Genomic DNA, 16,120 nt, shown 5'->3' with positions numbered 1-16,120 from the left:
GGACGGGTCCGCGCCGAGAGACCAATATGGGCGGTCGTCTTAAAAGTGTCAACCGTCGCCGCGACGTGGGCGTCCGCCGGATCGACGCCTGTGGGTGGGGTCGAGGGCCCCGCCGTCCCGCGGTGTGGCGACCCTCACGCGATGTATCACCTTCTTGACGGGTGACTTGGACACTGCCAGAGTGGTCACCACTCAAGCAGGTGACGCATGGAGCGGCTCACCCCGGCGAACAGGAGGGCACGGCCATGACCGAGACCAACTACACCGCTGTTGTCGCCGCGACCGGCGAGGGCCGCAACGGCGGCCGCGCCCAGTCCAGTGACGGTCTCCTCGACCTCACCCTCGCCATCCCGAAGGAGTTCGGCGGCAACGGCGGGGCGACCAATCCCGAGCAGCTCCTCGCCGCCGGATGGGCGTCGTGCTTCCTGGGGGCGGTGAAGATCTCGGCCGCGCAGCGGAAGGTGACCCTCGAGGACCTGGCGGTCGTCGCCGAGGTCACCCTGCACCACAAGCACGAGTCGGGCGACTACAGCCTGAGCGCCGTCCTCAACCTCGAGGTCGGCGGGGTGGAGCAGCGGATCGCGGAGGAGCTCGGCGTGGCCGCCCACAAGATCTGCCCGTACTCCAAGGCGCTCGACATCCCGGTCACCATATACGCCACCGTCGCCTGAGGCCGCTGCCGCCGCCGTACGCACCGCGGCGGCCACACCTCATCCGTCCGCACCGTGCCGGGGCCCCGGGCCCCGGCCGCGCAGTGAACCGGGGTCGTCAGGACGATCCCGTCCGGAGGTCTTCTTGCTCGCGCTGCTGTTCATCGGACTGGTCGGCGGGTTCGTCACCGCCGTCTCCCCGTGCGTGCTCCCCGTCCTGCCCCTGATCTTCCTCTCGGGCGGGGTCCCGGCTTCCCGGCCGGATACGCAACCGGCGCGCAGGAGCCGTCCGTACGCCGTGATGGCCGGGCTCGTCGTCAGCTTCAGTCTGATCACCCTGTTCGGCACCCTGGTGCTCGGCGCCCTGCCGGTGCCCAAGGACATCGTCCGGTGGGCCGGCCTGGCGGTTCTGCTCCTGCTCGGCGTGGCCATGATGTTCCCGGCGGTCCAGCACCTGCTGGAGCGCCCCTTCTCGCGCATCGGGCAGCGGCAGGTCGACAGCGGGCGCGGTGGGTTCTTCCTGGGCCTCGCGCTCGGCGCGGTCTACGTGCCGTGCGCCGGTCCCGTTCTCGCCGCGATCACCGTCGCCGGCGCCACCCATCGCATCGGGGTGGAGACGGTCGTGCTCGCCGTCGCCTTCGCGGTCGGCACGGCGGTGCCGTTGCTCTTCTTCGCCCTGGCCGGACGGAGGGTCGGCGAGCGTGTGCGCGCGTTCCGCGAGCGGCAGCGCGGTGTGCGGTTCGTCGCGGGCCTGACCTTCGTCGTCCTGGCCTTCGGCCTCACGTTCAACCTCACCGACATCGTGCAGCGCGCCGTTCCCGACTACACCTCCCGCATCAACGAGGCGATCGCCGGTCCGGGGCTCACCGACGCGCTCGGCCCGGAGCGGAACCAGTCGCTGCAGCACTGCGCGGAACAGCCCGCGTCCGTCCTGCTCGACTGCGGCACGGCACCCGCCATCTCCGGAATCCAGCAGTGGCTGAACACGCCCGGCGACGCACCGCCGGCCAAGGACTCGCGGGCCGGCAAGGTCGTCCTCGTCGACTTCTGGGCCTACTCCTGCATCAACTGCCAGCGCTCCATCGAGCACCTCAACGCCTGGTACGAGAACTACCGGTCCGCCGGCCTCGAGGTCATCGGCGTGCACACCCCCGAGTACGCCTTCGAGCACGTCCCCGGAAACGTCAGGGCCGGCGCCGAACGGCTCCACATCCACTACCCGATCGCGCTGGACAACTCGTACGCGACCTGGGGCAACTTCGACAACACGGCGTGGCCCGCCCATTACCTCATCGACGCCCGGGGCCGGGTGCGGCACGTGGTCGTCGGCGAGGGCGACTACACCACCACCGAATCGCTGATCCGGGAACTGCTGACCGCCGCGCACCCCGGCATCCACCTGCCGGCACCCACCGACGTGCCCGACGACACCCCGACCGACCCGGGCCAGACCCCGGAGATCCCCCTGGGCGGGGGGCGCACCACCGCCCTCGCCAACGGGCCCCAGGCCGCGGGCACCGGCACCTACGCCTATCCGGCGACTCTCGGATCCGGCGAGGCCGCGCTGACCGGGACCTGGAAAGCCGGCCAGGAGGCGCTCACCAGCGGACGCGACGCCGGCATCAAGCTGGACTTCCTCGCCCGCGACGTCTACCTCGACGTCGGCGGCACCGGGACCGTCACCGCGACCCTGGACGGCCGGACCACCACCTACACCGTCTCCGGCGCGCCCGGCATCCACCGTGTGGTGAGCGGGAGTTCGTCCCGCCGGGGCCTCCTGACCCTGAAGCTCTCCCCGGGGCTCAGCGCCTACTCGTTCACCTTCGGCTGAGCCTGGCGGCCGCCGCCTCGCGGCGGCGGCCGCGGGCCTGCCGTCCGCTCCCGACGAACCTATACTCCCCGTAGAGGGAGCCGTTCTGTGAAGAGCAGCGACGCAGTCGGAGAAGACCGCCGCCAATGCGAATCCGTGCCGATCCTGGGCGCTGATCTGGCGGCGATCCTGCACTGCGCGTTGCGCGAGGCCCTGTACGGGCTCGACGCCGTGACGGCGGTCGTCCACCTCCTCAACGAGGACCGCACCGAGCTCCGTGCCGCCATGCTGGTCGGCACCGCGCCGTCCCTGTTCACGGTGCCCGCGCGGATGGCACTGGACGATCCCTCTGCCGCCGCGCGCGCCCTGGCCGCCGGGGGAGCGGCGGTCGTCCTCGACCCGGACCCGCGCTCCAGGAACGATCGCGACGCCCCGCCCTATCCGTACGTCGCCGTCGCTGTTCCCGTCGCGACGGCGACGCACCGCTTCGGCGCCCTGACCGTACTCCGGCTGGAGACCCGGGGCCCCTGCGAGCCGGCGGACTGCCTGCGGCTGGAGGAGATCGGCACCGGGCTGGCCGCGGCCCTCGCCGGACTCGCGGAGGGCGGTGCCGCGATCGAGGCCGGGCACATGCCCGTGCTCGTCCACGCGGTCGGCGCGGCCGCGGCCGCGAGCACACCGGACTGGGGTGTGCCCGGTGTCCCCGGCTCCGCGGGCGTGAGCCTGATGTACCCGCTCCGGCAGCTCGCCGACCTGCTCAATCAGGCCACGACCATGGACCAGGTGGTCAGGGCGGCCCGCTTCTGCCTCATGGCGCCGTTCCGCGCCGACGCGCTGGTCCTGGCGTCCGCGGGTGAGGGCAGACTGTGGGTCCTGGGCCACAGCGGGACCAGCTCCGGGATCGTGCGCACCCTCCACGGCAGCGAGCTGTACGAACGGACGCCCGCGGCGGACGCCGCCGTTCGTGGTCGCCCCCGCTTCATCCCCGGGAACGGGTCGCACGCAGCCGGGCCGGACGGCACCGGTGACGGATCGGGAACCGACGTGTACCTGCCGCTCATCACGGGCGGGAACGTGATCGGTATCCACCGTGAGCGGCGCAAGGAGGCCGTCGGCGTCTGCTGCCTGTCCTTCACCGGAACCCGCGAGTTCCCGCCCGAGGAGCGGGTCGTCCTCACGATGATGGCGGGGCTGCTGGGGGCCGCGGTGGAGCGTGTCGAGCTGAGCCGGGGGCAGCGTGCGCTCGCCGAATGCCTCCAGAGGCGGCTCCTCCCGCCCACGCTCTCCGAACTGCCCCGGCTCACCAGCACGGCGCGGTACCGCCCCGCCACCGCGACCTCCGGCGTGGGAGGCGACTGGTACGACGTGATCGCGCTGCCGCGCGACCGGGTGGTGCTCGTCGTCGGCGACGTGGAGGGCCACGCCATCGAGAGCGCCGCAGTCATGGGGCAGGTGCGCAGCGCGGTGGTCGCCTACGCGACCGAGGGCCACCCTCCCGCGGTGGTCGTCGACCGGACGAGCCGGCTGCTCGCCGAACTCCGCGCGGAACTCCTCGTGACCTGCTGTGTCGTCGCCCTGGACACGGCAGACGGGATGGCCGAGGTGGCGCTCGCCGGTCACCCGGCGCCGCTGGTGCGCGGGTCCGACGGCGGCGTCGGCATCCTGGAGGCCCCCGCCAACGTGCCGATGGGCGTCGCCCAGCCCTGGCCTTACCGCGCCCGTGAGCACACCCTCGAGCCCGGGGCGCTGCTGATGCTGTACTCCAACGGCCTGCTCGACCGGTGCGCGAGCGACCCGGAGGCCGCGGCGGCGGAGCTGCTCGGCAGCGGCGGCGGGGCCGGGGCCGGGGCAGATCTGGAGCAACTCGCCGACCGTCTCATCGACGATGCGCGCGATCCTCTCCAGCGCCGTGACGACGCGGTGCTGCTCCTGGCCCGCTGGGAGGGGTGCGAGGGCGGGAACGTACCGCGGACGGCGCACCTGCACATCCAGCGCCGCGACCTGCGGGGGGTGGGGACGGCGCGCGGGTTCGTGGACGACCGGCTGCGCTCCTGGGGGCTGGCGGAGATCTCGGACGACCTGCAGCTGATCGTCTCCGAGATCGTGACCAACGCGCTCATCCACGCGGGCAGCGACGTCGACGTGCGTCTGCGGGGGTTCGCCGACCGCGTACGGCTGGAGGTGCGGGACTCCGACAGCAACCCGCCGGTCCCCTCGCCCGTGTCCCTCACGGAGGAGGGCAGCGCACGGGCCGAGCACGGCCGCGGCCTCTTCATCGTGGAGGCCCTGGCCAGCGCCTGGGACAGCTCGCCCAACGGCCGTGGCAAGACCGTCTGGTTGGACGTGCCGATCCCGGGTATCGAAGCGGCCGGAGGGATCGAGCCCGCCGCGGGGCCCTGAGCCGGCCGGAGGGGCTTGCGCCGGTCAGAAACCGTCGACGTCGACGACGGCCGCGGCGAAGGCCTCCGGTGCCTCCTGGGGCACGTTGTGGCCGATGCCCTTGAGCGTCCGGTGCGCGTACTTGCCCGTGAACTTGCCCCGGTAGAGCGCCCCGTCCCCGGCCGGGGTGAAGGGATCCACCTCGCCGTCGAGGGTGATGGCCGGCACCGCGATGGCCGGACCGGCGGCGAGCCGCCTCTCGAGGCGGTCGTACCGCGGGTCGCCCTTGGCCAGGCTCAGCCGCCACCGGTAGTTGTGGAGCACGATGTCGACGTAGTCCGGATTGTCGAAGGCCGCCGCGGTGCGGTTGAACGTGGCGTCGTCGAACTCCCATGTCGGGGAGTTGAACTGCCAGATCAGCCTCGCGAGGTCGTGCCGGTTCTCCTCCAGGCCGAGCCGGCCCCGCTCCGTGGCGAAGTAGTACTGGTACCACCACGCCCACTCCGCCTTCGGCGGCAGCGGCATCCTGTTGCTCTCGCGGTTGGTGATCAGGTAGCCGGTGACGGAGACCAGGGCCTTGCAGCGCTCCGGCCATATCGCCGCGATGATGTCCGCGGTCCGCGATCCCCAGTCGTAGCCCGCGAGGATCGCCTTCTCGATCCGCAGTGCGTTCATCAGCGCGATGACGTCGAGCGCGACCACCGACTGCTGGGCGTTGCGGAACGTCCTGGCGGAGAGGAAGCGCGTCGTGCCGTGGCCGCGCAGATGCGGGACGATCACCCGGTAGCCCTCCGCCGCCAGCATCGGGGCGACGTCGACGAAGCTGTGGATGTCGTACGGCCAGCCGTGCAGGAGTATCACCACGGGGCCGTCGGCGGGGCCCACCTCGGCGTAACCGATGTTCAGGACACCGGCGTTGATCTGTTTCAGCGGGCCGAAGGAGGTGTTCGTCCCCGGTGTGACGGTGGGCCGGGCCCCGGGCTTCGGCTGCTCCGGCGTGGCCGCGGCGGCCGATGGCGACGCGACGCCGGAGAGCCCGGCCAGCGAGGCCGCGGCCGCGCCGGCGCCGAAAACCTTGCCGAAGGTCCGCCTGTCCATCATCTCAACCTGCCTTCTCGTCCAGGGGTTCGCTGTTCGGCAACCCTCGCACGATCGACCGTCACCGGTCAAGGGGGTGACGCATGAATGGATGTGACGTGCGCCAGGACGGTCCGGCCCCTCCGGGGCGGTCCGGCACGGGGCGGGATGGCATGATGACGTGCGGGCCGTCGCCCCGCACGTGTTCGCCCGGCGGGCATCCGGACCGGCCCGCGGGCGCCGTGCGGCAGAATCGCCGACGGACGGCCCGCCACGCGGCCGGGCCGCCCGCATCTCGTCGGCCCCACACTCTCGTTGCTACCGCTGGAGTTCCGTCATGTCCCACCGCACCGGCCTGATCCTCGACTTCGGCGGTGTCCTGACCACGCCTCTGCTGCCCGCCGTGCTCGCCTTCGAGCGGCGTGAGGGTCTGGCCGAGGGCGCGTGCATCACCGCGCTGTACCTGGACGAGGACGGCACCCGCCGCACCCACGACCTCGAGCGCGGCGCGATCACGCAGACGGAGTGGAACACCGCGGCAGCCGCGAGCCTCGGCGTGGCCCCGGACAATCTCATGGGGCGGATCTTCGCTGATCTGCGTCCCGAGACGGCCGTGATCGACGCCGCGGCCGCCGCCCGGCGGGCCGGTGTACGGGTGGCGATCCTGTCCAACTCCGTGGGTCTCGACCCGTGGAACCTGTACGACGGTTACGACCTGGACCGGCTGTACGACGCCGTCGTCATCTCCGAGCACCACGGGATGCGCAAGCCCGATCCGGCCATCTTCCGGCTCGCGCTGGACCGGCTCGGGCTGCCCGCCGAGGCCTGCGTGTTCGTGGACGACACGGAGCAGTACCTCGCGCCGGCGGAGCGGCTGGGGCTGGCGGGCGTCCACGCCAGGGAACCCAATGAGACCATCGCGCAGTTGGAGAGCCTGCTCGGGGTTCCCCTGGTCTGAGGGCGGGCCCGGCCGGCGCCGCTCGCGCCGGCCGGGCGCTGCCCGTCAGAGCCCGGACGCCAGACGCCGCAGGATCTGCCCGGCCGGCTCGTCGGTCGCGTGCCGGTACCCGGTGCCGGCCCACAGATTGATCCGCTCGGGATCGCCGGCGGCCGCCGCGGCCTTGCGCATCGGGCTGGTCAGGTGGTGCAGGGCGGGATAGCCGGCCGGGGCGCCTTCGGTGTGGCGGTCGGTGAAGTCGTTGCGCAGCGCCCTCGCCGGGCGCCCGGTGAACGCCCGGGTCACGACGGTCTCACGCCGTGCCGGGTCGGCAAGCGCGGCCCTGTGCGGCCGGGAGGTGCCGGCCTCCTCGGCGCGGAGCAGGACGGTGCCGACCATGACCGCCTCGGCTCCGGCGTGCAGCGCCCCGGCCGCGGCCGCCGGGGTGGCCACGCCGCCCGCGGCGACCAGCGGCAGGGACACCGCCTGCCGCACCTCGCCCAGCAGATCGGTCAGAGGCAGGGGGGCCGGGACGTGCTGCGGGGTGAGCGTTCCGGAGTGCCCTCCCGCGGCCGAGGCCTGCACGGCCAGTACGTCCGCTCCGGCCTCGGCCGCCAGGCGCGCCTCCGCGGCCGAGGTGACCGTCTGGACGACCACGGTCCCTGCGGCGCGCAGCGCGGCGATCACGGATGGCTCGGGGATGCCGAAGGTGAACCCGACGACCGGCACCGGGTCGGACAGCAGCAGCTCGACCTTGTCCCGCCAGTGGTCGTCGTCCTCGACGATCCCCGCCGCCAGGAGGTCGATGCCGTAGGCGCGGGCCTCGGGCGCGACGGCGCGGGCGTAGCGGCGGAAGACCCGCGGATCGACCGGGACCGGATTGGGCGCGAAGAGGTTGACGCCGAAACCCACCCCTTCGGAGCGGACCTGCGCGATCTGCTCGGCCAGCGCTTCGGTGGTGCGGTAGCCACCGGCGAGGAAGCCGAGGCTGCCCGCCCGGGCCGCCGCTGTGACCAGGGCAGGCGTCGTGGGGCCGCCGGCCATCGGCGCGGCGAGGAGCGGGATGTCCATCCCGAGGGCGACCAGTGGCGAGACCATGATGTGAGTGTTCCTCCTGTGGGGGTGGCGCTGCTCCTTCACGGGGCCCTGAACCGGCGATGCCTCATCGGCCGGGCCCGGGACAGGCCGCGGAGCCGCCGCGGCCCGCCGGGTCAGGCGGCCGCGGGATCCGTCCACGGCGAGCGGGCGCCCAGCAACGCCAGGCAGTTCTTCCAGAGCGCGCTGAGCTGGGACGTGCTGTTGTAGAGCTTGGCGAACAGGACCTGCCCCTCGAGCTGGGCGACGACGGACGCCGCGGCCGCGTGCGTGTCGGCGACGGTGACCTCGCCGCGCTCAAGGGCCTCGGTGATGACCGAGTCGACCATGCCGACCTGGGCCTCGAAGATCTCCTGCAGGCGCTTGCGCACGACCTCGGCCCGGTTGCTCATCTCCAGGGTGAGATTCCCGAACATGCAGCCGGAGACGGTCCCGCAGGTCTGCTGTCCCGCCTGCTGGTGGGCCTCCGTCTCCTCGAACAGCTTCCGCAGCCTTTGCAGGGGCTCCGCGCCGCCGTCGAGCACTCCGCTCCACGCACGGCGCTGGGCCTCCCACTGCTCGTCGATCACGGCCAGCGCGAGGGCCTCCTTGGATTCGAAGAAGTAGTAGAAGCTGCCCTTGGGCACCCCGGCCGCCCTGCAGATCTCGGCCACACCCAGCGCCGAGTATCCGCGCAGGTCGATGAGCGAGTGCGCAGCGCTGAGGATCTTCTCCCGGGCATCACTGGTCCGTCCCATGGTTGCCACTATACGACCGCTCGACTATGTTTACTAGACCGGTCGACTAGTAGTCCTGGTTTCCTTTTATCCACGCCTCGTCCGCGCGCGGACAGGCGTCTCCTTTCCTACCGTTGTGCACAGAGGAGAGCTGACACCATGAGTGCTGACACGACGAACGACCCGATGCGCGACATGCTGGCGCGCTGGAAGGCCGCCTTCGACGGCCACCGGGCGGACGACATGGCAGAGCTGTTCACGCCGGACGCCCTCTTCCAGGGATTCGGGCCCGAGGTCATGTCGGGCCGGGACGCGGTGCGCGGCTACTACGAGGCCGTCCCGGAGTACCGCAGGGCCCATGTGGGGAACGTCCACGGCTACCGGATCGGGGAGGAGGTGGCCGGCGGCTTCGCCGACGTCGTCTTCCGGGACCCGTCGGGCTGGGAGGCCCCCGTGCACCTCTCGCTGGTCCTGCAGCGCGAGGGAACCGACTGGCGTATCCGGGCCTACCACGTGTCCCGGATCATCACCGACCACTGAGGCGCCACCGCTCCCAAGCACCCACGGGTGCGGACGCGTTGAGAGGTTCCGCCTTCCAGTAAGGAGGAAGCCGGTCGTGGCGCCGCCCCCGGGGCGCGCGCATGGTGGGAGGCGTGGAGAACCGGCGGAATGCCGCCGGTCCGGCCGCCCGCCCGTCGAAGTACCCCGCACCGTCGAAGAGAGGCAGGACCGTGAAGGAGTTCCTGGTCGAGCTCACCACCACCGTTCCCGAGGGCACCGATCCGGCCGAGGTCGACCGGCGCCGCGCGGCTGAGGCCGTCCGGGCCGGCGAACTGGCCGCGGGCGGCCACCTGGTCAGGCTGTGGCGCCCCGTGGGCGAACTGCGCAGCATCGGCCTGTGGCGCGCCGCCGACGAGGCCGAACTGTACGAGAAGGTGCTGGGCACGCTGCCCCTGTGGCCGTGGATGGCCGCGGTGGTCACGGCTGTCCAGTCGCATCCCAATGACCCGGGCAGGACGGGCGACACCGCCTGACCGCGCACACTCCACCGTCGCACACGGCTCCCCGCCGCCCTGCATCGGGCGCGACGGGGAGCCGCGCCATGTCCGTCCCGGGGATCCGTCCGACGAGGAAGATGTCATGACCGAACCAATCCAGCGCGGTGCCGCCACAACGGGCGGCGCACTCGGCTCGCCCTGGGCGCACGTGGTCAGGGCCGCGGCGGCGCTGGCGGCGGCCATGGGCGTGGGCCGCTTCGTCTACACCCCGATCCTGCCTCTGATGAACGCTCAGGCGGGCCTGACGCCCGGGGCCGGTGCGCACCTGGCCACCGCCAACTACGTCGGTTATCTCGCCGGTGCCCTCGCGGGGACCTTCCTTCCGCGGCTGACGCGCTCCCCGGCCGTTCTGCGCGGCTCCCTGCTGGTGCTCGTCGCGAGCCTCGCCCTGATGCCGCTGACGCACGCGACGACGGTCTGGCTGGTGCTCCGGCTGGTCGCCGGCGCGGCCAGCGCTCTGGTCTTCGTCGTCGCCGTCAGCTCACTCCTCGCCCACCTGCGCGAGCATCCCGCCCACCTGCCCGGCTGGGGTTTCGGCGGGGTCGGCGCCGGGATCGCCCTCTCCGGCCTGCTCGTTCTCGTGCTGCGCGACTTCGCCGACTGGCGGGCCGCGTGGTGGACGTCCGCCGCTCTGGCCGCGGTGCTGTCGGTGCCCGCGTGGACCATGCGGCCGGAGCCCGCGCCGCGGCCGCCCGCCGCCCCTGCCGCCGGGGCGCGGCGGGCGACAGGGCCGCGCACGCACCGCTGGTTCGCCGCCCTGTTCGCGTCCTACACGCTGGAGGGCATCGGTTACATCATCGCCGGCACCTTCCTGGTCGCCGCGATCGACCAGGGCTCGCCCGGGTGGCTCGGCAGCGGAGCCTGGGTCCTGGTCGGCCTGGCCGCCGTCCCCTCGGCCGCGTTGTGGGCGGGCCTGGGGCGGCGCTGGTCCCGCCCCGACGTCCTGCTGGCCGCGCTGATCGTGCAGGCAGTGGGCATCGCCCTGCCCGCCCTGATCGGCGGAGCGGCGGCGGCGCTCGTCTCGGCGTTCCTCTTCGGAGCCACCTTCATCGGCGTCAGTACGCTCTCGCTCGCGGCCGGGGCGCATCTGCAGTTCCCCCGGTCGGTCGCCCTGCTCACCGCCGGGTACTCGGTGGGCCAGATCCTCGGCCCGTCGGCGGCCGCGCCCTTGCTCCATCACGGCTACCACCAGGCGCTGGTCCTGGCGGCGACCGTCGTGCTGGCCGCGGCCGCCGCGGCTGTCGTGCTCCGGGTCGGTTTCCCGCACCGCATGAGTGCTCCGGGGCGGGCGGGATCCGCTTCCGGGCGGATTTTCGCGCCGGTCGACGTGCCAGTTGACGGGGCGGGGGCCGGGACGCGCTGAGCCGCCCGGGACGCGCGGCCGGGTGCTCGTGACGCCTGTCCATGTTGTGAGCCTTTGACAGTTCTCGACCGGTCGTCTACGGTCGTAGGCGACCGGTCGTCTAGTGCCGGATACCAGGAACACCCCTCCCCTTGGAGAAGGAACACCATGAGCAATCAGGGTCAGAAGGTCGCGGTCATCACGGGTGCTTCGCAGGGCATCGGCGCGGGGCTGGTCGCGGCGTACCGGAAGCTGGGTTACGGCGTGGTCGCCACGTCGCGGGGGATCGCGCCGTCGGCGGACCCGGAGGTGGTGACGGTGCAGGGGGACATCGCCGAGTGGGACACCGCGGAGCGGGTGATCGCGGCGGGTCTGGAGCGGTTCGGGCGGATCGACACGCTGGTGAACAACGCGGGGATCTTCGTGGGGAAGCCGTTCACCGAGTACACCGAGGCGGACTACGCGGCGGTGCTGGGGGTGAACGTGAACGGCTTCTTCCGGATCACGCAGCTGGCGGTGGAGCGGATGCTGGAGCAGGGCGGGGGCCATGTCGTGCAGATCACCACCAGCCTGGCTGACCAGCCGGACGCGAAGGTGCCGTCGGTGCTGGCGTCGCTGACCAAGGGTGGTCTGCAGTCGGCGACGAAGTCGCTGGCGACCGAGTACGCGTCGCGGGGGATCCGGGCGAACGCGGTGGCGCTGGGCACGATCAAGACGCCGATGCACCCGGAGGAGTACCACGAGATGCTGGCCGGGCTGCACCCGGTGGGGCGGATGGGCGAGATCGACGACATCGTCGACGCGGTGGTCTACCTGGAGAACGCCCCGTTCGTGACCGGTGTGATCCTGCCCGCCGACGGAGGACAGTCCGCCGGCCGCTGAGCCGGCACAGTCCGCACGATCCGCGGCGGGGGTGCCGTCCCGCAGTCCTGTTGGGACCCCCCGCCGCGGACGGGCACGCCGAGAGAGGCAACCGGGCCGGTGACCCGGCCCGGTTGCCCAGGCCCTGCCGCGGGTCCCGGACGCCGACGACCCGCCGGCACCGACGGCGCCACCGACCTTCCCCCGCGCTTTCCGCACCGACCGCCGAACCGTTTCCGGCCCGCCCCGCGGGCTCCGCGACCTCGTCTGGATCCTTCCGTGAACGCTTCCCGCCCCCGTACGCCCGTCGACTTCTGGTTCGACCCCGTGTGCCCGTGGACCTGGCTGACCTCCCGCTGGATGCTGGAGGTCGAGAAGGTCCGGCCGGTCGACATCAACTGGCATGTGATGAGCCTGGCCGTCCTCAACGAGGGCCGTCTCGACGAACTGCCCGAGCGCATCCGCGTCCTGATGGGGCAGGCGTGGGCGCCGGTACGTGTGCTGACCGCGGCCGCACAGGCCCACGGCCCCGACGTGCTGGGGCCCCTCTACACCGCGCTGGGCACCCGCTTCCACCTGCGGCAGGAGCCCAAGACCCGGCCGACCGTCGAAGCGGCGCTGCGGGACGCCGGGTTGCCGGTGAAGCTCGCCGAGGCCGGCGAGACGGACGCCTTCGACGACCTCGTGCGAGCCTCGCACCTCACGGGCATCGCCCTGGTCGGCGAGGACGTCGGCAGTCCGGTGATCGCGGTGCCGGGCCCCGGGCCCGACGCCGACGCCAAGGTCGCCTTCTTCGGCCCGGTCGTCACGCCCGCCCCCAAGGGGGTGGAGGCCGCACGGCTCTGGGACGCCGCCCTCGTCCTCGCCTCCATGCCGGGCTTCTACGAGATCAAGCGCAGCCGCACCGTTCCTCCCAACTTCGACTGACGGCGCGGCGGGTCGCACGGCAGGATCCACCCTTGCGTCGCGAGCGCGCCGATCAGCGGATCGTGACGAGCCGTCCGGTGGACCGGGGGGCTCGCCGTCCTGTTGTGCCCGGCCTCTGACGCCCCCGCGGGAGCGTCAGAGGCCGGGTGTTGCGCTCGGCGGCCGGGACAGGGCGGACTTGGCGCGCCTGGTCTCCTCGTCGGCGAGGACTTCGAGCCGGTCGTGGGCCAGGGCGTCCATGGTCAGTTCGGCCACCGTCGCGGCGCTGATCTTCGGCGCGTCCGTCCAGGTGCTGAGTTCGGTGTCCACAAAGCCGGCGTGGACCCTCACCGCCAGCGTGCCCTGTGCGTGCAGGGCCTGCCGGAGGGCATCGGTCAGCGACCACTGCGCCGCCTTCGAGGCCGCGTAACCGGGGAACAGCGGCTGGCCGACCCAGGAGGCGAGCGAGAGCATGTTGACCAGTGCCCCGCCGCCGTTGCGGGCCAGGATCGGGGCGAAGGCGCGGGAGACGGCCCAGGTGCCGAAGTAGTTGACCGCCATCGCCTGGCGCGCGCCGTCGAAGGCGCCTTCCATGAGCCTGGTGCTCGCGCCGCCGACGCCCGCGTTGTTGATCACTATGTCGACGTCGCCGGCCGCGGTGGCCGCGGTGGCCGCGGCGGCCGCCGCGGCCACCTGGTCGGGCTCGGTGACGTCCAGACGCAGCGGAACGAGGCTCTCGTCGACCAGGCTCTGGTCCACAAGGCTCTCCGGATCGCGGACACCCGCGTAGACCTTGGACGCGCCATGGTTGATGTGTGCGCAGGCGAATGCGCGGCCGATGCCGCGATCGGCACCGGTGACCAGGGCTACCGACCCCTCGATGTGCATCGTGCCTCCTTTGCTGCGGGCTGCTGCGGGGCACAGGTCAGCACCTGGCTTTAAGTTTGCAAGTCAGATGATCGGGGCGGTGGACGTGGGCGGCTTCGCGGCGGAAGGCGATGCGGACCGCGCCCCGCCGCCGGGGGAGGGCGTCGACGTCGATGCGGAGCGCACGGGTGAGGGCGTGGAGGACGGCCCTGGACGCGTTGTCGCGGCGGCGTTCCAGGGCGATGGCGGAGTCGAGGCCGGTCCAGGCGGGCCGGCGATCTCCTCGAGGCGGAGCCGGGGCGCCCGGTAGGCGGTCGGTCCGCGTGTCGGGCCGGCTGGGGGAGATCTTCGCGCGGCGTGAGCGCGGGAACTCCCCGAGGCCGGTGTTCCGTGTGTCCGCCCCGGTCGCTGGGGCTTCCGGGGACGCTTTCCTCCGTGAACGGGCGCTGCGCGACTCCGGGGCACAGGAGGGGAAGGCGGGACGGAGCCGGGGCCCGCTACCGGCCCGGCCCACATCCCGGCTGCCGCCGCACGCGGCCGCGCCCCCCGGCGGCCCTGTCGGTCAGGACCGGCCCGCGGGCTGGTTCTCCCACGCCTGCTGCAGCGCCCGGGTGAACGTCTCGGCGGACTGCAGGCCGGTCACGCCGTACTTCCGGTCCAGTACGAAGAACGGCACGCCGCCGGCGCCCAGTTCGGCGGCCGTGCGCTCGTCGGACCGCACGTCCTGCGCGTAGGCGGTGGCGTCGGCCAGCACCTCGCGTGCCTCCGCCTCGTCCAGTCCGACTTCGACGGCCAGGCCGACCAGGGTCTCCGTGTCGTAGATCGACCGCTCGTCCGCGAAGTTGACCCGGAAGGCCAGATCCTGCAGTTCGGCCTGGACGCCGCGAGCCTTGGCGAAGTGCAGTAGGCGGTGGAGGTCGAAGGTGTTGCCGAAGACGCGTCCGCCGACCTTGAAGCCGAGCCCCTCGGCGCGCGCCTCGGTCGCGGCGTACTCCTCCCGCGCGACCTGCTGTTCGCGGGTGCGTCCGTACTGCGCCGCCACGGCGTCGATGATCGGGGTCGTGCCGTTCTCGGCGTCCGGGTTGAGCTCGAACGACCGGTGCACCACCTCGACGTCGTCGCGGTGCTCGAAGCCGGCGAGTGCTCGCTCGAATCGCGCTTTGGCGACGTAGCACCAGGGGCAGGCGATGTCGGTCCAGATCTCGACGCGCATGTGCCGCATCTCCATGTCTCGTGGGTTCGTTACGGGCCTCACCGGGGCGGGGGCCGCACCGGGGGGGCGGAGCCGGTTCCGCCAACTAGACGGCCGGTCGACTATTAAGTTAGTCGACCGGCCGAATGCTGACAAGTGCGGTCGATCGCACCCGCCGTCCGGGGAGGTGGACCCGCCTGCGGCCGCGGGGTGCCCGGGACCGGGACGCGCTCCAGGGTCATGCCGGAGTGCTCGCGGTGGACGGCGGCCACGGCGCCCTCGGGGAGGTGGGCAGACCGTGGACCGGGTGGAGTGGGACTTCGGGAGCTCGAATGCCACCAGCAGGCCGGTTCGAAGTCCGCGAGCGCCTGCGGGCGGGATTCGAGGCGGTACTGCGGCTCGCCGTCCCGGTGCTTCTCGAGGTCGCCCTCGGGGGTCGCCGTGATGCGGAAGACGCCGCCGGGGCCGCTCTGGCCGCCGCGGTCGTCCAGGCGGAGCGGGAACTCGATCTGCCGCCCGAGCCCACGTCCGCCAGCCAAGGGCTCCGGGGTGCCGACGCGCAGTGCCGGGTGGTCGAACGGCGGCCCGAACCCGTCGCCGACGAAGGCGCGGGCCGCGAGCAGCGGAACCCGGTGGCCCCGAGGTCGTGAGCAGCGCGGCGAAGGCGCCGTTCGACGCGAAGCCGAACCCGCCGCGCCGCGTCTTGGCGATCTTGTCGACCAAGGCCCGGTTCCGGTGTGATCGGCTCCCCCAGATGGATGCCGATGTTCTCGAACGGCACCGTCCGCACGTGGCGCAGCTGCAGACCGCGCAGATGGGCCGCGTCCGGACGGGTCGGACGCGCGGCACCGATGCGGTGGAGACAGGCCTCGATCCGGGCTTCGTCGACGAGTGGCGGGCTCTCGGTGCCGGTGGTGTCCTCCACTCCTCTCCGGGGCGCGTTCCCGCCGGAACGAGAGCGGCGCCGCGCGGGTCCCCATGGTGAGGGGCCCACGCGGCGCCGAGGAGCCCCCGACGGCGCGGTTGCCCGCGGGTGAGCCCGGGTCGCGGGTCGCGGGCGGCCGTTCGGGGGCCGTTGGGGGGGGGGGCGGGGGGGTGTGGGGGGGGGGGGGCGTTGGGGTGGGGGGGGCCGGGGGGCGGGCGGGGTTCCGCCCGCGCCGGTGGCCGGGGGGAGGGTGGGCGTTCTGGACGCTGACGCATATGTGTGTGCGGCATCCGGGACAGATCGAG

Annotated in this window: 15 protein-coding genes; 10 read left to right on the top strand and 5 right to left on the bottom strand. The window is 72.8% G+C overall.

The window, feature by feature from the left end; genetic code table 11:
• Positions 1-245 precede the first annotated feature (245 nt).
• The 3 genes from ACWDAS_RS39215 to ACWDAS_RS39205 all read left to right on the top strand — a co-directional run bounded on the left by ACWDAS_RS39215 (position 246) and on the right by ACWDAS_RS39205 (position 4,860).
• A complete protein-coding gene (locus ACWDAS_RS39215; RefSeq protein WP_450400504.1) occupies positions 246-671 on the top strand; it encodes an Ohr family peroxiredoxin in 426 nt (141 codons plus the stop codon).
• Positions 672-795: 124 nt separating this feature from the next.
• Positions 796-2,481, top strand: coding sequence for a cytochrome c biogenesis protein CcdA (locus ACWDAS_RS39210; RefSeq protein ID WP_450400503.1), 1,686 nt, complete (start codon positions 796-798; stop codon positions 2,479-2,481).
• Between the two features lie 87 nt (positions 2,482-2,568).
• A complete protein-coding gene (locus ACWDAS_RS39205; protein WP_450400501.1) occupies positions 2,569-4,860 on the top strand; it encodes an ATP-binding SpoIIE family protein phosphatase in 2,292 nt (763 codons plus the stop codon).
• Positions 4,861-4,884: 24 nt separating this feature from the next.
• Here ACWDAS_RS39205 and ACWDAS_RS39200 read toward each other — a convergent pair whose 3' ends face one another.
• Positions 4,885-5,940, bottom strand: a complete 1,056-nt coding sequence (locus tag ACWDAS_RS39200; protein ID WP_450400499.1) for an alpha/beta fold hydrolase — start codon at positions 5,938-5,940, stop codon at positions 4,885-4,887.
• Positions 5,941-6,253: 313 nt separating this feature from the next.
• Here ACWDAS_RS39200 and ACWDAS_RS39195 point away from each other — a divergent pair, with 313 nt between their 5' ends.
• A complete protein-coding gene (locus ACWDAS_RS39195; RefSeq protein WP_450400497.1) occupies positions 6,254-6,874 on the top strand; it encodes an HAD-IA family hydrolase in 621 nt (206 codons plus the stop codon).
• 45 nt (positions 6,875-6,919) lie between these two features.
• Here ACWDAS_RS39195 and ACWDAS_RS39190 read toward each other — a convergent pair whose 3' ends face one another.
• Both ACWDAS_RS39190 and ACWDAS_RS39185 read right to left on the bottom strand, forming a co-directional pair.
• Positions 6,920-7,951, bottom strand: coding sequence for a nitronate monooxygenase (locus ACWDAS_RS39190; protein WP_450400495.1), 1,032 nt, complete (start codon positions 7,949-7,951; stop codon positions 6,920-6,922).
• Between the two features lie 113 nt (positions 7,952-8,064).
• The gene (locus ACWDAS_RS39185) at positions 8,065-8,685 is read right to left on the bottom strand and encodes a TetR/AcrR family transcriptional regulator (protein ID WP_450400494.1); all 621 of its coding nucleotides are present in this window, start codon (positions 8,683-8,685) and stop codon (positions 8,065-8,067) included.
• Between the two features lie 138 nt (positions 8,686-8,823).
• Between ACWDAS_RS39185 and ACWDAS_RS39180 the strand changes: the two genes are divergently transcribed.
• The 5 genes from ACWDAS_RS39180 to ACWDAS_RS39160 all read left to right on the top strand — a co-directional run bounded on the left by ACWDAS_RS39180 (position 8,824) and on the right by ACWDAS_RS39160 (position 12,852).
• On the top strand, positions 8,824-9,204 hold the full coding sequence (locus ACWDAS_RS39180; RefSeq protein ID WP_450400492.1) for a nuclear transport factor 2 family protein: 381 nt from the start codon (positions 8,824-8,826) through the stop codon (positions 9,202-9,204).
• Positions 9,205-9,395: 191 nt separating this feature from the next.
• Positions 9,396-9,698, top strand: coding sequence for a muconolactone Delta-isomerase family protein (locus tag ACWDAS_RS39175; protein WP_450400490.1), 303 nt, complete (start codon positions 9,396-9,398; stop codon positions 9,696-9,698).
• 205 nt (positions 9,699-9,903) lie between these two features.
• Positions 9,904-11,085, top strand: coding sequence for a YbfB/YjiJ family MFS transporter (locus tag ACWDAS_RS39170; protein ID WP_450400535.1), 1,182 nt, complete (start codon positions 9,904-9,906; stop codon positions 11,083-11,085).
• A 147-nt stretch (positions 11,086-11,232) separates the two neighbouring features.
• Positions 11,233-11,946 (top strand): SDR family NAD(P)-dependent oxidoreductase, encoded by a 714-nt coding sequence (locus ACWDAS_RS39165; RefSeq protein ID WP_450400488.1) that lies wholly within the window; start codon positions 11,233-11,235, stop codon positions 11,944-11,946.
• A 258-nt stretch (positions 11,947-12,204) separates the two neighbouring features.
• Entirely contained in the window at positions 12,205-12,852 is a 648-nt protein-coding gene (locus ACWDAS_RS39160) for a mycothiol-dependent nitroreductase Rv2466c family protein (RefSeq protein ID WP_450400486.1), read from the top strand.
• A 135-nt stretch (positions 12,853-12,987) separates the two neighbouring features.
• Here the strand turns inward: ACWDAS_RS39160 and ACWDAS_RS39155 are convergent, their stop codons facing one another.
• Positions 12,988-13,719 (bottom strand): SDR family NAD(P)-dependent oxidoreductase, encoded by a 732-nt coding sequence (locus tag ACWDAS_RS39155; protein ID WP_450400484.1) that lies wholly within the window; start codon positions 13,717-13,719, stop codon positions 12,988-12,990.
• 541 nt (positions 13,720-14,260) lie between these two features.
• Positions 14,261-14,911, bottom strand: coding sequence for a DsbA family oxidoreductase (locus tag ACWDAS_RS39150; RefSeq protein ID WP_450400482.1), 651 nt, complete (start codon positions 14,909-14,911; stop codon positions 14,261-14,263).
• 311 nt (positions 14,912-15,222) lie between these two features.
• On the opposite strand from ACWDAS_RS39150, the gene ACWDAS_RS39145 reads away from it, so the two are divergent.
• Positions 15,223-15,540, top strand: coding sequence for a hypothetical protein (locus ACWDAS_RS39145; RefSeq protein WP_450400480.1), 318 nt, complete (start codon positions 15,223-15,225; stop codon positions 15,538-15,540).
• The last annotated feature ends 580 nt before the right edge of the window (positions 15,541-16,120 follow it).

This window comes from Streptomyces sp. NPDC001070 (genome assembly GCF_053598835.1).
Note: the sequence above shows the minus strand (reverse complement) of the source record. Positions and strands in the feature narration are given on the sequence as shown.